Origin of the sequence: Fervidobacterium nodosum Rt17-B1 (assembly GCF_000017545.1) — a bacterium.
Classification (GTDB): domain Bacteria; phylum Thermotogota; class Thermotogae; order Thermotogales; family Fervidobacteriaceae; genus Fervidobacterium; species Fervidobacterium nodosum.
In genome coordinates this window covers 1,734,117-1,751,846 of record NC_009718.1, presented here as the reverse complement: position 1 = coordinate 1,751,846, position 17,730 = coordinate 1,734,117, and the positions used below count along the sequence as shown (strand labels likewise).

The 17,730-nt window shown below is 35.7% G+C and carries 15 protein-coding genes; 4 read left to right on the top strand and 11 right to left on the bottom strand.

What is annotated here, in order from left to right; all coding sequences use genetic code 11:
- Positions 1-3 precede the first annotated feature (3 nt).
- A complete protein-coding gene (locus FNOD_RS08355) occupies positions 4-777 on the top strand; it encodes an ABC transporter permease (protein ID WP_011994745.1) in 774 nt (257 codons plus the stop codon).
- Positions 771-1,577, top strand: a complete 807-nt coding sequence (locus tag FNOD_RS08350) for an ABC transporter permease (RefSeq protein ID WP_004103205.1) — start codon at positions 771-773, stop codon at positions 1,575-1,577. Before FNOD_RS08355 ends, FNOD_RS08350 begins: the two co-directional genes overlap by 7 nt.
- A 73-nt stretch (positions 1,578-1,650) precedes the next feature.
- Here FNOD_RS08350 and FNOD_RS08345 read toward each other — a convergent pair whose 3' ends face one another.
- The 8 genes from FNOD_RS08345 to FNOD_RS08310 form a co-directional block, all read right to left on the bottom strand.
- Entirely contained in the window at positions 1,651-2,664 is a 1,014-nt protein-coding gene (locus FNOD_RS08345) for a LacI family DNA-binding transcriptional regulator (protein ID WP_011994744.1), read from the bottom strand.
- Positions 2,665-2,713: 49 nt separating this feature from the next.
- Complete coding sequence (locus FNOD_RS08340) at positions 2,714-3,580, bottom strand: glycoside hydrolase family 16 protein (RefSeq protein WP_011994743.1); 867 nt, start codon at positions 3,578-3,580, stop codon at positions 2,714-2,716.
- Between the two features lie 20 nt (positions 3,581-3,600).
- On the bottom strand, positions 3,601-5,745 hold the full coding sequence (locus FNOD_RS08335) for a beta-glucosidase (protein WP_011994742.1): 2,145 nt from the start codon (positions 5,743-5,745) through the stop codon (positions 3,601-3,603).
- Positions 5,746-5,778: 33 nt separating this feature from the next.
- On the bottom strand, positions 5,779-6,699 hold the full coding sequence (locus tag FNOD_RS08330; RefSeq protein ID WP_011994741.1) for a carbohydrate ABC transporter permease: 921 nt from the start codon (positions 6,697-6,699) through the stop codon (positions 5,779-5,781).
- Positions 6,696-7,550 carry a carbohydrate ABC transporter permease gene (locus tag FNOD_RS08325; protein WP_011994740.1) on the bottom strand — a complete coding sequence of 285 codons (855 nt, stop codon included), beginning with the start codon at positions 7,548-7,550 and terminating at the stop codon, positions 6,696-6,698. The genes FNOD_RS08330 and FNOD_RS08325 overlap by 4 nt, the downstream gene beginning before the upstream one ends.
- Positions 7,543-9,822 carry a DUF5696 domain-containing protein gene (locus FNOD_RS08320; protein WP_011994739.1) on the bottom strand — a complete coding sequence of 760 codons (2,280 nt, stop codon included), beginning with the start codon at positions 9,820-9,822 and terminating at the stop codon, positions 7,543-7,545. Before FNOD_RS08320 ends, FNOD_RS08325 begins: the two co-directional genes overlap by 8 nt.
- Positions 9,803-11,425 carry a YIP1 family protein gene (locus FNOD_RS08315; protein ID WP_011994738.1) on the bottom strand — a complete coding sequence of 541 codons (1,623 nt, stop codon included), beginning with the start codon at positions 11,423-11,425 and terminating at the stop codon, positions 9,803-9,805. The genes FNOD_RS08320 and FNOD_RS08315 overlap by 20 nt, the downstream gene beginning before the upstream one ends.
- Positions 11,426-11,769: 344 nt before the next feature.
- A complete protein-coding gene (locus FNOD_RS08310; RefSeq protein ID WP_011993258.1) occupies positions 11,770-13,029 on the bottom strand; it encodes an IS110 family RNA-guided transposase in 1,260 nt (419 codons plus the stop codon).
- 38 nt (positions 13,030-13,067) lie between these two features.
- On the opposite strand from FNOD_RS08310, the gene FNOD_RS08305 reads away from it, so the two are divergent.
- Positions 13,068-14,435, top strand: a complete 1,368-nt coding sequence (locus FNOD_RS08305; RefSeq protein WP_337998414.1) for an ABC transporter permease — start codon at positions 13,068-13,070, stop codon at positions 14,433-14,435.
- 41 nt (positions 14,436-14,476) lie between these two features.
- Positions 14,477-15,547, top strand: a complete 1,071-nt coding sequence (locus FNOD_RS08300; protein WP_011994737.1) for an ABC transporter ATP-binding protein — start codon at positions 14,477-14,479, stop codon at positions 15,545-15,547.
- Between the two features lie 67 nt (positions 15,548-15,614).
- On the opposite strand, the gene FNOD_RS08295 is transcribed toward FNOD_RS08300, so the two are convergent.
- Genes FNOD_RS08295 through FNOD_RS08285 form a run of 3 tightly spaced genes read right to left on the bottom strand, consistent with a single transcriptional unit; the run spans position 15,615 to position 17,708 of the window.
- Positions 15,615-16,124, bottom strand: a complete 510-nt coding sequence (locus FNOD_RS08295) for a hypothetical protein (protein WP_011994736.1) — start codon at positions 16,122-16,124, stop codon at positions 15,615-15,617.
- A 36-nt stretch (positions 16,125-16,160) separates the two neighbouring features.
- Positions 16,161-16,718: a metal-dependent hydrolase gene (locus FNOD_RS08290; RefSeq protein ID WP_011994735.1), complete on the bottom strand. Its 558-nt coding sequence runs from the start codon at positions 16,716-16,718 to the stop codon at positions 16,161-16,163.
- A gap of 6 nt (positions 16,719-16,724) precedes the next feature.
- Positions 16,725-17,708, bottom strand: coding sequence for a M48 family metallopeptidase (locus FNOD_RS08285; protein ID WP_011994734.1), 984 nt, complete (start codon positions 17,706-17,708; stop codon positions 16,725-16,727).
- Between the last annotated feature and the right edge of the window lie 22 nt (positions 17,709-17,730).

Genomic DNA, 17,730 nt, shown 5'->3' with positions numbered 1-17,730 from the left:
AACGTGCTGGATACTTTAAAAAGTGTGTTTATCTTAGCGATGAAAGACTTGAAAGTGCGTAGGAAGTACAAATTTGTCTGGATAAATATGGCGCTCACTCCATTTTTTATGATTGCACCGTACGTTTTCAGTGCAAAGATAACAACTCAGCAAGATATAGTAAACAACATACTTATTGGTACACTCCTTTGGTATTGGTTGAATCAATACTTTTTCGGTGTTGGTGATGGCTTTTCGGAAGAACGTATGGAAGGAACACTTGTAACAATTGTTTTATCACCGATTTCCACAGTTGCATTTTTATTTTCAAAAGCAATTGATACATTCATTATGAATTTGTACATAACACTTTTCACACTCTTGTTTTTTTGGTTGCTTGGCATAGATATTTATTTATCGTTCTATTTCTTTTTATTGTTACTTGTGAGTGGGCTTTATATTACTTTCTTTTCGATATTTTTTGCTGGTTTGAATCTTCTGTACAAACGCATCGGAACTTTAAATTATTCGATTCAGTACGGAATAGGTCTTCTATCTGGTATGGTAAATCCTGTTAGCAATTTCCCGTTCTATATTCGTATAGCAAGTTACTTACTGCCATTAACGTATTTAATCGAAGCTGGAAGGGTAATCTTAAACTCCAACGATGTTACGAAGTTTTTCTTTAATTTACTTACAGTGAGTATCATTAGTGTAGTGTATCTTGTTGTCGGTGTTGCGATGTTGAAAAAAGCAGAACACTTGATAAGGCAAAAAGGAGAATGGGAAGAATGGTAAGAGGTTTGTACTTGATTAAAGCACAATTTCTTTCGGCTAAAAGGTACAAGATAGATTTTTACGGTTCGTTCTTCGTGCCATTGCTCACAATAATTCCGTTATTATTCTTGTACTATCTTGGTAGTAAATCGAATATCGTAAAGTTTTTCTATGGGACATCGAATACAACGAATATCTTCGGTTACCTTGCGCTTGGTGCTGCCTACTGGAATTACGTTGAAATTCTGTGGGGAGTAATCTTCACATTGAGACGTTACATGAGAATAGGACAATTTGAAGAAATTTTCTTAACACCAGTGAGCGGACTTGAGTACATTCTATCTTGGAGTGTGTTCGGCATTTCAAGAGTAACCATAGAATCTGTACCTATATTAATACTTGCACTTTTGAGCAATTTATTGACAATAAAACCACTAAACTTGTTACTTTTTATATGTTCATTTGTTATTTCCATTATTGCATCGTTCGGATTTGTCTTCCTTTTCTTTGGGTTAACGTTACTTTTAAAGGACGCCGATGAACTGGTAAGCTTGGTAGGAAACGCTGCACCTTTGATAGGTGGGATGTTCTTTCCAGTGACCGTATTACCGAAGTTCTTACGTTACGTTTCGTACGTCTTTCCTTTTACGTGGGGCTTAGATTTATCAAGACATTTTCTGATGGGTACAAAAACGATTTTTGATTTGAAAAGTGAGTTTATGATTTTCACAGTGATATCTTTTCTCTATATTATCGCTGGTTACTTGAGTTACGTTATACTCCAACACAAAGCACGCCAAAAAGGAGTACATGGGTTTTAAAATGTTTGCAAAAATAAACCATCCCCAGAGACTATCAAACAATCTTTCCGGGGATGGTTTTGTTTTCATATGATCACATTATCTTTTTCACAGATTCTCGTTCGATTATTTTTGTGGGTAATATAACGTTTCTTGGTAATCTGAGATGTTTGTCAAGGATACGTTCTATCAAAAGTTGTGCTGCGGTTGTGCCCATCTCCCAGCGTGGTTGCATCACAGTTGTTAATCTCGGGTTTGTGTATTGTGCAAACGGTGCATCGTCGAAACCTATTATCGATACTTCGTCAGGTACCTTTATACCGTAATCTTTCAGTGCATCTATTGCGCCAAGAGCCGCCCAATCGTTTACGGCAAATATTGCGGTGAAGTTCAATCCGTATTTGTTTAGATGTTGTGTTACACTAACCCATCCATGCTCGGAGTTGTACCCACGGTGTTCACCAAGGTACACCTTTACTTCATCTTTCTTTGATATTTTATCGAGGAACTTGCGAATACCTTTTTCCCTGTCTTGCGCTGCTGGAGATAACTCAGGACCAGGGATAAACAATATATCTCTGTGTCCGTGGTCGTAAAGATATTTCATAGCCAGATAACCACCGGTTACGTTATCCACGTTGACCACATCGAAATCGATCTCATCAACTCGAAAGTCTATAACGACGATAGGTACACCACTTTTTTTGAATCTTTCTCTCATCTTTTGACCTGCGAATAATTCACCCAGTATAATACCGTCGACTTTCCTGCGGAAATATTGGTCAAGTACATGCTTTTCTATATCGATTTCCCATTTTGGAAGAGCAAGCATGATGTCGAAATTCTTAGAATAAGCGTACTCTTCTATAGCCATAACTATATCGCTGTAATGGTAACCACGGATATCAGGCATGAGCACACCAATTGTATGCATCAATTTAGTTGTACTATCTTTAAAAGAGAACGAAGGTTTGTAATCTAACTTTTTCATAGCACTGAGTACCTTTTTTCTTGTTTCAGGAGATACCTTATCACTTCCGTTGAGTACTCGTGAGACGGTGGCTATCGAAACGTTGGCAAGTTTAGCCACTTCACGGATATTTGCCACAACTCCCACCTCTTTTGACTCATTTTAACTTGATTTTCCAGAGAGCTTCTCACTCATTTTCAAGCTTGTATACACGGACATAATCTACGTACATCCTTGCTGGGAATGGTGTTTCGAACGTTGGATATCCGGGCCAGTTACCACCAACTGCAAGGTTGAGTATGATGAAAAACGGTTGATCAAAGACCCAGAGTTTCTCTTGTTTCTCTAAAGATTCTCTCGAAACACGGTGATAGATTTTATCGTTAACGTACCACACAACCTCGTCTTCATTCCACATGATACCATAAACATAGAATTCATCAACGAAGGATTTGTCTTTCGTGGCATCAGCTTTAAAACTTTTCGATATGGCTTTACCACCGTTGTAACCAGGTCCGTGGATTGTACCGTACACCGTCCATTTATCATGACCCAAGAATTCAACGATATCTATCTCACCGCACATAGGCCAACCGACGTATCTGATGTTTGTACCAAGCATCCAAAATGCGGGCCACAGTCCTTTTCCATACGGGAATTTTATCCTCGCTTCCACTTTACCATACTGGACTGAAAATAACCCTTCAGTTTTTATTCTCGAAGATGTGTAATTGTAAGTACGATTACCATCTTTGACATCTTCCCTTCGTGCTTCGATTATCAACATCCCGTTTTCTATCTTAACGTTTTTTCCTTCTGTGTAATACTGAAGTTCGTTGTTTCCCCATCCGTTGTTATTTCCTATATCAAATCTCCATTTGTTTTTATCAAGCTCCTTACCATCAAACTCATCCGACCAGACCAATTTCCATTTTGGATCACTTATATTCATCACATTCACGCCGAGCGCCTCCGATATATTGCATGATGAAAAAAGATACAAAACGATAATCGAAGCAATTTTCAAAATATTTGAGAAATATTTAACTTTCATACTCTCTCTCCCTTCAGGATTTACAAATTCAAAGTACCCTTCAAACGTATGTCTCTCGATGATGCACCAACTCTAAACTCATAAATACCTTCTTCAACAACCCATTTTTCACCATCGAAAGAAGCAAGGTCACTGATTTGCACTGTTATCTTCACCTTTTGCATTTCTCCCGGAGCTAGCGTGTCTGTTTTAAAAAAGCCCTTGAGCTCTTGGTACGGTTTATCTATTTTCACCCTTGGTGCTCGAACGTAAAGTTGTGTTATCTCTTTTCCTGGGACGTTTCCAACGTTTTTGACATCGAAACAAACAACTATCGAAGAACCATCTTTGTACAGGTTCAAATTACTGTATTCAAACTTGGTGTACGAAAGTCCGAAACCAAATTCGAAACTTGGCTCGACTCTAAATGTATCGTAATATCTGTATCCAACGTATATTCCTTCGTCGTATGTAACGCTTGTAGGATTTTCCTTTGGCTCTCCAGGGAACGACCTTGACGGTACATCCTTGTAATCCTTCGGGAATGTTGTTGCTAATTTACCTGATGGATTAACCTTTCCTGAAATTACATCGGCAAATATTCTCCCAGCTTCTTGACCAGGTTGCCAAACCAGTAATATTCCGTCAGTTAACTCTTTCCAACTCTCAACTTCTATAGGAGAACCGATGTTGAGTACAACAAGTGATTTTTTACCATATTTATGGAATGTCTCAGATACGTTTTTAATCAATTCGTATTCATCGTCGGTTAAGTAGTAATCTCCTTTTTCTGCTCTTCTATCGTATCCTTCACCTGATATCCTCGTTATGAAGATTATTGCAACATCGTTTCGCTTGGCTATATCTTCCAATTGAGAAACAATAAAGAGATTTTCTGGCAATTTCGGTTTGATTTCTTCGTTCCACTGTCCACGTGTTATTCTGTACTCGCCGTTTCGCAACTCTTCTATTTTTGCTCTATAAAATTGCGCAAGTTCTTTATCGAAATTAAGACCTCTTTCAACAACTCCATCGAGGAAATTGATAGTGTACATCGGATGTGTTTCACCACTTCCCGTTCCACCTCTTATAGTTTCGATTTGACCAGTGCCAAAGAGTGCAATTGTTGTATCTTTCGATATCGGTAATACTTCGTTGTTCTTGAGTAATACGACACCTTCGCAACCTGCTTCGTAAGATATCTTTGCGTTCTTCTCAAGATCCGGATTATTGGAATAATTGTATCCTTTGAAAGAAGGCATCTTCACAAGTACTCTTAGTATATTTCGAATTCTCTCGTTGAGTACCTCTTCTGTTAGCTCTCCATTCTCAATAGCCTTTCTTATATCATCTATCTCATTTCTTCTGTGTTTCAAAACCTGGTGGCTCTTTCCTGGCATGATTAAATCATTACCTGCAGCCATCTGTTTAGCTCCATCATCACCGGCAAACCAATCTGTCATAACAAAACCATCGAATTGCCATTCGTATCTCAAAACTTTCGTTAAAAGCCAACTGTTCTGAGAGGTGTAATAACCGTTCAATTTGTTGTAAGAACTCATCACTGTCCATGGCTTAGATTTCTTAATTGCGATTTCAAATGGCTTAAGATAAATTTCCCTTAATGCTCTTTCAGAAACGATTGTATCTACAGTCATTCTATTGGTCTCTTGTTCATTGACAACGAAATGCTTCAAACAAGCACCAACACCTTGTGATTGTACACCTTCAACAAAACTTGCTGCCAGTTCACCGGTCAATAATGGGTCTTCTGAATAGTACTCGAAATTCCTACCGCACAGTGGGTTTCTGTGTATATTTATAGCCGGAGCCAGTAACACATCAACTCCGTACTCTCTCACCTCTTCGCCCATCGCCTCTCCCACTTTTTTCAAAATGTTCTTATTCCACGTTGAAGCAAGCATCGTTTCAACTGGAAACGCTGTTGCATGGTATTTTCTTTCATCACTTTCCCTTTCTGGATCTATTCTCAAACCTGCTGGCCCATCTGCGTAAACGGTTCTTGGAATTCCAAGTCTTGGAATTTCAAAAGTCTCACCTGCAGCACCACTGACACGTGCTTTTGGATTGTCTTCAATTCCAAGTACACCAACACCAACAACAAAGTGTATCTTTTCTTCAAGGGTCATCTGACTAATGACCTTTTCAATATCTAACATATCCATAGTACTCATCCCCTTTCAAAAAGTTGAAATATTTTATTCCCCAGTGATTCCAGTTCTTTCAAGACTTTCAACAAACTGTCTTTGCAAAATCAGATAAGTAATCAACAACGGAAGGATAGTGATCAACGTTGCCGACATCCTTATCCCTTCGTTTATCCTATTTGCCGCACTGCCATCCGCTGATGGGAACATAATGGAATATTTAGACACAAAGTCTCTTAAAGCTATCGGTATTGTTCTTATGTTATTTCCCAACAAAAGTCCTGTTAGTAACGTTTCATTCCAATACCATACCAGCGAAAATATGAACGTTGTTACCATAGCTGGTATGGAAAGTGGGAAGACGATTTTAAAAAATATCTGAAAAGAATTTGCACCATCAAGTTCAGCTGCTTCATCAAATGTCTTTGGTAACATGTTGAAGAAGTTATAGTACAAAAGTATGAAGATAGCACTCCTTATACCTTGACCTGTTAGCGATGGAAGGAAACTAACAAATGGTGTACCGGTAAGGTTCAGTCTGCTGAACAGCATGTACTTTGTAACAAGTGTTACTTGTGACGGTATCAAAAACGTCGCAAGCATAAGTACGATCCAAAACCTTTTCAATGGGAATTCAAAACGTGATAATCCGTAAGCTATCAGAGCTGTGATGAAAGTTTGAAAAAGCGCCGGAATAGTTGACATGTAAGCACTGTTCAACAAAGATTTTGTGGCTTCCAATACTTTCCAAGCTCTTGCAAAGTTGTCAAACGTAATTTTCGTTGGAATCCAATTAACAGTTGGATTCACAAGATCCTCAACGCTCATAAATGAGGTTGTTATCATGTAAAGCAATGGATAAAGGTAAGCGTATCCAACACCTATCAGAATAAAATATATAATGAACTTCGTTGATGGAGCCTTCAAATATTTATAATAAAAACTGGTTCTGAAATTCTTTACTTTGCTCACTTATTCTTCCTCCCTTCTTTTAAAAGCAAAAAAGCAACTCCTATTATAACCATCACAGCGATGAAGTAAATCCAAGACAACGCTGATGAGTATGAATAAGGCTTGTCTATATCAAACATCCTCTGAGTTATACTCGTGTTCACAGGATTATTTGCGAAAGAAGCTAGATCAACTATCGTGTAAATCGCATTTATCAGTACAAATGGTTTTATCAATGGTAATGTTATCTTCCAAAAGATCACCCAACTATTTGCTCCGTCTATCTTCGCTGCTTCATAGATGCTTCCACTAATTTTTTGAAGACCTGCCAAGAAAAATAGTATCTGCACACCAGAGAACCACAAAATAAGCACCAAGTTGTTGAACATATAAATAAACGGATAACTTATCGTATTGGGAAGGAGTGTAAAGAAGTTGTATATAAAATATTTTCTCGGATCGACAATTTGTGCTGCGTTGTTTGCCACAAGTTCAGATATAACAGGTCCACTTATTATGACTACAGGTAAGAAATACAAAAGCCTGAAAAATGCCCTTGCTTTCAATTTGTTATTCAACAATATCGCTACAACGAGTGAAAATACGAGAATCAACGGTGTTGACAATACAATACTTAATAACGTATTCCAAAAATTTATTGGAAACGATGGATCTGTCTTGAATGCATAGATATAATGTTTCAAACCAACAAAAGTTGCCTTTATACCTTCAACTGTGAAATTTACGTTGAAAAAGCTCAGATACAGCGAATAGAAAAATGGATAGGCTGTGAATATTAGGAAACCTATTATCCATGGTGAGATATACAAATATCCAGCCAAAGCTTTTCTCATACGTCTTTTCTTACTCATTTTGACCAACTCCAACGTTTATAGAATTTGAATTAGTTACTATCCACGATTGTGGTTTAATTTTCTGATCGTTTAGAATGTAAGTCTTTGATGTGTAATTAACAACGATCGATTTTCCATTATTGTAACTTACGACGATGATTCCCGGTTCAACTACAAACCTGTCAATTATCTTTGATCCGCGAACATTTTTCAAAGCATCACTAACTTCCTTGTAAATTTCGGTAATTTTTACTTTCCAGTCTTCGTATTTTGTTGATGGATAATCCCAAAGTGGAGTCTTCTTTATCAAATAGTTATCAACCCATGTTAATAAGAAAGATGGCAATGCGCCGTATTCTATCATCTTGAGTATATCTATTCGTGAAAAGAAACTATTATTTACGTAAGGTGCGAAGTAATCTATACTACCACTCAAAACGATCTGTAAAAACGGTACAGTGTCTGTTTCAAAGAGGTATTGGCTGCAATTCATTGGAATATCTAAGATACCATCAACGTACTTCCATGTGTAATCGTTAGGATTTGAAAGATATAGGCTATCTGTCTTTTTCGAAATGTTTTCAAGTGTTCTTTCAACAAGTTTCAACGCATCACTTCTAAAAAATTCATGTCCGTATTTCAAATCACCGTACAACTTCGAACCATATTCGTTAAGTGCAAAATTTGAAATTCCCTTTTCGCTCAGCTTTGTGAGTTTCTCAGAAACGTACTGGCTTGCAAGTACGATGTTTGTATAATAACTTCTGTAAATCCAGAGTTCCCTATTATCCCTATCTTCGTATATAACCGACTGAGACAAGTTTATCCCGACTTCTTTTTTCAAATTGATCTGCTTTTCGGTAACTTTCGTCACATTGTCTAATAAGTATACATCGTAACCATTTTTCTTTCCATTCTTCACAAAGTTTATCAAATCGTCTATATCACCCAGGCTATCCTCAAAAGAAAGCTTACTTATCTTGTTCCCGTGGATTCCACCTTTTTGCCATCCATTGATTATCACTTTCAAATTACCTATCCCTGAATTTTTCAATTCGCTAACTATCTTTTCAATCTGTTTGAACGTTGTTATCGGCATAGTACGATAACCGATTACTCTCTTTTCAATATCGGAAGCGATTAGAGAGATTGCAACAGGCACGTTGCTACCGACGATCTTTTTCACCAAGATGTTTTTGAGATAATTATCTCTGTAATACTTTGCCATTCCAACGTAATCCGCATCGTTACCTGCTAGGAACGATACTTCAAGTTTCGCATCGAATTTATTCATGTCTTTCTGAGCGACTTGTATACCTGCACCACTGCGACTTGTTGGTTGAAGGTATTTTTGGCGGTATATAAATTTTGCGGAAACCCAGTTGTAAAGGCTTAATATACCACTTGGATAAGCGACGATAGAAGAGTACTCTTTACCAGATGTCACGACACCAAATATAGCGTTTCTTTTAACACCATGAACAATTCCAAAGACCGGTGTAAGTATCGACGGTTCTTCACGTAAGAAATCATTTGGCCTTTTTGAACGAAGGTCGTTGACAGAAGCTAAGTTATCGATACCGTAATCCTTACCATACACCCTCTTTTCAAACCAATTCAGATAATGAGCGGGCTTTGAAAATCTGATAAGCGCACCTGGACCGTCCGGTACGAACACGTATCCATCTATCTCATTTGAAACTGTACTTCCAAGAAACGGTGCAAAGATAACCGAAGCCAACGTGTATTTTCCAGATTCCTTTATGGTACCATTCTTCAATTGAAAGACAATTCTATCTCCACTCAGTCTTACGCTCAACAGGAAAGATATGTCTACTTTTTTGAAATTGAATTTAAAATCTATACCATCATTGACTCTACTATAGCTTTTTTGAACACTTTCATCGGCACTTCCAATCACATTTGAAATACCACGATCATCGAAGTATTCGATTAAAACTATCGACTTTGCTATTGCCTTCCACGTATCATTCATTTCAGAGAATGCTTCATGCGTTGTTACGACATCACCCCAGATGTATCCACTTCTTTTATCGACAACCCTCAACGATGTTGTTTTCAAATCGATCCATAATTCCAAAGCACTTGATTCACCTATCTTCGTATAACCTTCCAATGTGAATGGAGAATTAACATCTACGTACTTCTCTGGTCGTGTAAACCTGTTCGATAAGAATTCATTTCCTATCGCCTGAGAAAAAGACAGATAGCCAACAAGCAAGTATATTATAGTGAATAAAAATTTGTATTTACCTTGAAATCCTGACACGATACAACACCTCCTGAACTATACCAAAAGCGGTTTCCGTTAGTTGGTCCCACAACATGTATACTATTGAATATATTAAAATCATCACGAATATCCAACCAAGTGTGAGTAAAATACTCTTTATCGTATTTCTGATGTTGTAATCGTGGATCTCTTTTACACCAGTAAAGAGTAAAACACCAACCCACGATATGATAATTAATGAGGCAAAATCGATTAAGAACGTCTCATTGTATGTGAGTATATACGTACTTAAAATGACTAACGGTTGAAAGAGTATATATGGTGCGAACGTGTAAGCGGTGAAGATGTATATATCCCTTAACGTTCCTTTCCCATCGTTTATGGAGCTCACAAGCCAATTAGATATGACCCACAATCCAACTGGTGCAGCTGCCGTTAAAATCACAAACCCAACACTTCTCTCATTTGTGTTCAAATTGAATATAAAACTCCTGCCGAAGTAATCGAATAGTACAACAATCAAGAACAACAAATAAATAATCGAAGCTGATAACACAGAACCGTGCCTTTTCTTTTGGATATAGTAAAACGTATCTAACGGATGTTTTAGAATATTTTTCATGTATAAAATATCTGAAATGAGCTTTGATTTTACCTTTACCTTTACGCTAAGTTTCCCGGTTCTTGATAGCCAGTCGATGAGTACGAATAGAATGATAATCAGTAAGAAAACAAAGAGTATCAACCCCATATGATTTTGCAAAAACATATTCCTCAATTCCCAAAATGCATCGGAGTAATCTCTACGTGAAAATGCTTCTTTGAAATGCAAAGCTGCTCTATTGTAATCTCCTTCTTGAAAGTATGCTTTACCCAGTCCATGGTGTGCGATCTTTGAATATCCATCATAGGTCATTACTTGTTCCCAGTACTTCTTACTTTCTAAGTACTTACCTTCTTCATATAAATTCAACGCTTTGTGGAGTATATTCGCATATTCTGTTGGTACAAATATGTGGACAAGGCCTCTTTCTCTATCAAGCACGTACAAATTCCCATTTTCATCAGTTGTTATAGCTACAGCTACGGAAAAGAGTCCATTTCGTTCAGTTGCTATTGCGCGTCCACCGAACGAAAAGATAAGGTTACCTTCCTGATCATATTCGTAAATCAAACCGGTTTCCGTTAATGCGTACATTCTCCCATCTTTATCAACAGCTATATCGATGAAATTATCTTCATCGATCATCTTTCTATCACGAGAAGCTGACAGTACATTTATACCGATAGTGTTGTGCCTTTTTATTGCATTACCAGATTCCTTCTGTGTTACGGTGTATATCAAACCTTTGTCATCGATAGTGATATTTGTATATGGTTTAGGAATTCTATTCAACAACTTTGCCTTTTGCTCTTTCGTGTAAAATAAATCTATGAATTTATCTAAAAATGTTAAACCAACGGTATTACTACCGAAGTATCCAAGAAACTGTCCATCTTTATCAAGTTGTATAATTCCTTCAAAAGTACCTTCGCTAACGATGTACAAATTGCCTCTTTTATCTACGACTAATTTCTTTGGTTTGTAATTAGCTGTCTCACCGAAGAGTGGATTCGTAGGTCTACCTATTCTTTTCACTTCCTCTTCAAAGAAATATTTTTGATTAGCCTCCTGAAATACGTTTTTTCTTATTTTTTCAAAAAATTCTTACTTCCCTTTCTTTTCCAAAAGAGTTTATCTAAAATCTTAATAATTTTAATTTTTTATCTTTAATGAATTAATTCATTATTTTTATGTCGCTTTATTCCTTCTTAGATTATTTTTTTTAACTACTTCCCCACCATTTTCCCTCAAACTAACCCTCTTATGCCCACCTGGTTTGTTCCACACTCTCACATTCCTTCGTCCTATTTGAGGTATGGTGAGTTTGCTTATTCTCGTATCCTGGTTACTTTCCTAATGGAGGTGACCGGCTTTCTCACCTATACATATACTCTCTCCGGTTCATATCTTGTCTTGCTTTTCACTAACTTGAATATTATCCTTATCATTTTCAATCCTATTGCTATCAATGCTTGTGTCTCTTTTAATGGATTTTTTTCTCTTTTCCTCAGTTTTAAATATTTTTCCATTATTTCACGGTTATGTCTTATCACCGTTTTTGCCATCAAGTATATTATTTTCCTCAGTAACGGCCGCCCTCTTTTTGTTATCCGCGTTTTTCCTTTGTGTTCTCCAGAACTTTCTTCGTACAGGTTCAATCCAGCTAATTTCCTTATTTGTTTCCAGCTTTTAAACCTGCTTAACCCTCCTGTCTCTCCTAATATCGTGGCTGTCATTACCGTTCCTATCCCTGGCACACTTTCTATATATTCCCCTTCTTCTGTTTCTTCTATCATTTTTTTCATCTCTTCTTCTAGCTCTTGAATTTGTCTTGTTAATAGCTCTATTTCTTCCAATAGCATCCTTAATTTCATTTTCGCACTTTTTTGCCCTGCTCTTACTCCTACCGATTCTCTCGCTGCTTCGTATATCTTCCGCGCCCTACTTTTCCAGTCTTTCCCCTTTGTCGATTCTTTCAATACACTTTCTATTTCTTCTACTCCAACTCTTAATATCTCTTCCGGAAATGGATAGGTCTTTAATAATTTCATCGAACCTTCCGAAAATATGTTTTTGTATATCTTCTCATACTCAGGAAAGTATTCGTCTATTATAGCTATTACAATATTTTTTGAATTTTTTCTCTTACTTACTAATTGTTCCCTTGTCGTGGTTAATACTTTTAACTCACTATACACATCATTTGATAAATGCATATCGAAATATCTTCCATCTTTGATTAATTTGGCTATTAATCCTGCATCTTTCTTGTCATTTTTACTAGGTGAGTTATCATCAAATTCTTTGCTTTTCTTCACATGATATGGATTTACTCCAACAAGATAATTTACTTGCTCGTTAGATTTCATTTGCCAAGCTAAAACCTTCCAATAATGCCCTGATGGTTCCATGCCTAAGATTACGTTGTTTAACCCTTCCTTTTGCTTAATAATTCTTATTTTTTCCTCTAACATTTTAATACCATCTATGGTATTATTAATCTTGAAAGGGCTAATCAAATCAATTCCACGATAATCAGTCATCCTAACCCAATGATTTCTTTTAGCAACATCAATACCGACAATTAGAGTGTCTTGAGAAATTCTTGAAACTTTTGGATTAACATACTTTTGTTCCATGGTATCGCCTCCTGATTTTAGTGTGATGGGGTAATTATATATTATCAGGAGGCGATACTTTTTTCAAAATCTATTTTTCCTTACAGGAATGCTCATTAACATTATCTATAATTTTACTCTTTGGTTCAAACGGATTAATAACTAAGCAACTATTAAAAATGAACTGGGATATTTACGGGTTAGATGGGCTTGTGATTGCACAAACGATGGGTATGTTCCCTATAGCTTATTTAACCATGGTTGGCGTACTGGAGTCTATTGATAGTACTTTAGAAGAAGCAGCAATGAACCTTGGTGCAAGTAGATGGAAAATTTTTTCAACAATTACATTACCACTTTCACTTCCAGGTTTACTTAGTTCCTGGCTTTTGGTATTCACAAATTCTGTTGCTGATTTCGCTAATCCTTTGATGCTTGGTGGTAAGTTCAATGTTTTATCCGTTACGGCTTACCTTGAAGTTACCGGTATGAACAGACTTGATAGAGGTGCGGCATTATCACTTCTGTTGCTCCTACCAACACTGACAGCGTTTTATTTGCAAAGATATGTGGTAAATAGAAAATCATACGTAACAGTAACTGGCAAGCCAAGTGGAAGAATAGTTGAAATAGTTAGCCCAAAAACGAAAATTTTCTTAACTACGCTTGTATATATTATAGTTTTCTTTTTAATAGGTCTTTACTCAACAATATTCATGGGGTGCTTTGTCAAAAATTGGGGTATCGATTACACATTTACAACAGCAAATATAAAAGAAGCACTCCAAAGAGGGAAGGATGCTCTTGTAGATACGACTATACTGGCAAGTGTTGCTATGCCAATAGCTGGTATTTTTTCAATGATTGTCGCATTTTTATTCGTAAGAAAGAAATTTCCAGGAAAGAAGATTTTGCAAGGATTGGTATTACTACCGTTTTCAATACCTGGTACACTTATAGGTATTAGTTACGTTATAGCGTTTAATAAACCACCAATTATTTTAGTAGGCACGGCCGCAATAATTGTAATAAATTACGTTATTAGAGAATTACCCGTTGGGGTAGAAGGTGGAGTTGCAACATTAAAGCAGATAGATCCATCTATAGAGGAAGCCGCTCAAAACTTAGGTGCAAACCCACAAACAGTATTTTCAACTATTATTTTACCACTGATACGACCTGCATTTATTTCAAGTTTGTCTTACACTTTCGTTAGGTCAATGACAGCAGTTAGTGCTGTGGTTTTCTTAATTTCAGCCAAGTGGTATCACATAACAATGCAAATATACAATTTCTCCGAAAATTTAAGATTCGGACTTGCAAGTGTTTTATCTTCAGTGCTCATAATAATAATACTAACAGTATTTGGACTACTTAGAATTCTTGTCAAAAAAAGCGAATACCTTGAAAAAACAATTGTACAGTAAACTAGAAGATTATTCATTTATAGAAGGGGCGTGAATAGAGAGTGAAGCAAGTATCTTTAAAAATAGAAAGTGTCTCAAAGATATTCAAAGACTACAAGGGTAGGGAAATAAAAGCTGTTGATAATATAAGTTTTGAAGTCAAACCAGGTGAGTTTGTAACATTACTTGGGCCATCTGGCTGCGGCAAAACAACAACATTGAGAATGATTGCTGGATTTGAAAAACCTACAAGTGGGCGCATTTTGATAAATGATACGAATGTTGTTGAAATTCCACCATGGAAACGAGACACCGCGATGGTCTTTCAAAGCTACGGATTATTTCCACATATGAATGTAAAAGAAAACATAGCATACGGACTCAAGATGAGAAAAATTCCAAAAGAAGAAATAAATAAAAGGGTTGAAAACATTTTAAAAATAGTTGGTTTAGAAGGGTTTGGCGATAGACCACCATCAAGCCTTTCTGGTGGGCAACAACAAAGAGTTGCGCTTGCAAGAGCCCTTGTAGTTGAACCATCTGTATTGCTCTTTGATGAACCTTTATCAAATTTAGATGTTCTGTTGAGAGAACAGATGAGAGTTGAAATAAAGAGAATACAAAGAGAAGTAGGCATCACTGCGATATATGTTACTCATGATAGAACGGAAGCTTTGACATTATCCGATAAAATCGTGTTAATGAATAAAGGAAAAATAGAGCAAATCGGCACACCAGAGGATATATACGAAAGACCTGCAAGTAAGTTTGCAGCTGAATTCATAGGAAAAATCAACTTCTTCCCAATTGAAGTTCTTGAAATTGGAAAAGAAGAAACAACGATAAGATTAAAAGGGAAAACATACAAAATTTCTGCTCTCCCAACAGCCAAATCTGAAAAATATATATTAGGTTGTAGGCCAGAAGGGTTAAAGATATCAAAAGAAGGACCAATAAGTGGAAAAATCAAAACTGTGGTTTATCTTGGTAATTTCATCGAATACTATATAGACACAGAGTTTGGTGAAGTTATGATTAAAATTGTTCCACCATTTGAAAGTGAATTAGTCGAAGGTAGTGAAGTAAAAATCGATATAGTACCAGATATAGCCAAGATAATACCTGAAGATTAAATTATACTAAAAAACAAAACGGTCGGTGTAAGATTTTATTCAGCCGACCGTTTTTTATTTTTTAAAATCAAACAAAGTAATCAGTTAACTCAGGATGAACCTCTATATCATATTCTTCTTCATTGAACTTTTCATCAAAATATACTTCAAACATCTTCTCAAGTGTTAATTTAACAAGTTCATTTACCGTTAATCCTTGGGTTTTTTCCTTATTTATTATTGAATAAACTTTATACTGTTCAATCACAACAGAATGTATAAAATCAGCTTGGTTAACCTCAATGATCTCTGTGTCAACAACATGAAAAACATCATTTAAAGTAATTTCGGATTGATTATCCAAACTCATTAACCAGTCTAAAGGTGCTTCTTGTGTAAGAAAACCTATGACCTTCATTGTTGGTAATTTATCCGTTGGTTCGTAAAATTCTATTCGATAATGACCATAATCTTTACCATTCACTGGTCTAAATTCTAAACTTGTGCCACTTTTTGAAATTTCTCGAAGAACTTTAGAATATTTTTCTTTCTCGCTCTTTTTAATGTAAGTAACATTTACTCCGTCTAAAAATCTCATCTTATCACTCCTTCAAATGTGTAATTATTTATAAGTCTACCATAGTTTAAATATTTTTGTTGGATTTTTTCTATAATCGGCAATCATGTGGCTCATAACTCCAGCAAAGGCACTTATTCCTAAAAATATTGCGTTATCGCTCTTTCCTGTTGAGAAAAGATAAATTAAAAGGCCATAAATTCCAGCGAAAGTTACCGAATGAGCAAATCCTCTGTGCGAAAATATCGGCATCGACAAAAAAAGGTTTATAAGCCCTGCACCTATAAGCATCGAGATGGCAACAGATATAGGTAATAATAAAATTTCTGGAATTTTCAATTGGGGAAGATTAGAAAGTTTTTCCATTATAAAATTTGTAAATATGTATATAGAAAAACCTAAAGACAAAGCTTTTGTAAAACCCCTCAAAGGAGCATTGTTGCTATCAAGATCAGGTAAATCACTTCCAACTATATAAAACAAATAACTTAACGAGATATCCAAAACAGATAGTGATATATTCGTTTTGAAAAACCTTAAAAATGAAATATAAATAATTAAATAAAATGGGTATGATACCATCCCAAATCTAAGGTGAGTTAACAAATTCGGCATTTTCAATCACTCCACTCTATTGTCCTGAGAATAACTCTTTTCTATAAACTCAATTCTCTCATCTATTGTTGGATATGTTTCAATAGCTTTGTTCACCTTATTGGTAATATCTTTACAATTTGGATGTGAAAAGAATAAATGCCGCATAAAGAAATAGCTTGTGTCCAAACTTTGGCATGACTCCTTAATTTTTTTCAACAAACTTATCATACTTTCCTTCCCAACATTGTTTACAGAAAACATGTCAGCATCGAATTCTTTTCTCACGCTTACAAAAAAGTTTGTTAATAATGATAAAGGAAGGAATAAAACACTGACTGCACATATAAAAGAAAAAATTATAAAATCTCTATAAAAATCCATATTTGAAACTTTGTTTTTACTTTTAATAATGTTCTTCATCGCATTTGATGAAAGTTTAAATAACAACATCGGGCTTCCAAATGTCCCACTAACAGTTGTAAGATACTCTGTATCTTTGGTAATTATATGGAAAAATTCATGATAAAGTAATGCTTTAAATTCATTAAGGGGCAACTTTTCAATTGTGCCATATGTTAAGCATAATTTATAATCGTGTTTTGTTCTCCCAACTAAAAGCGCATTTATCATTTGAGATGGAATGACAAATACTTCAATATCACTATCGCAATCAACTACTCTTTTAACTTCGTCAATAATGTTTTTAATATATTCTGGATCAGAAAAATAAGTACTATTTTTTATTATTTCCCTCAAATTTTCTTCTCCTAAACGCTTTGCATCAAGGAGTTTTATTATAAAACTGCCTGTTAAAGACAAACCAAATAGAATTTGAAAGACAGAGAAGATAAAAAATAGTATTGTAAAAAAAACATTTGTTTTCAACCAAATGTCAAGTAAAACTCCGAAAAGCATAGCGAAAATTATAAACATGGATAATATAATGTATGTTGAAACCTTGTTTATTTTCTGCCTATCCCAAAGTACTTTTTTACCAAATTCTCTCATTGAATCAACCCCTGAATTTTTA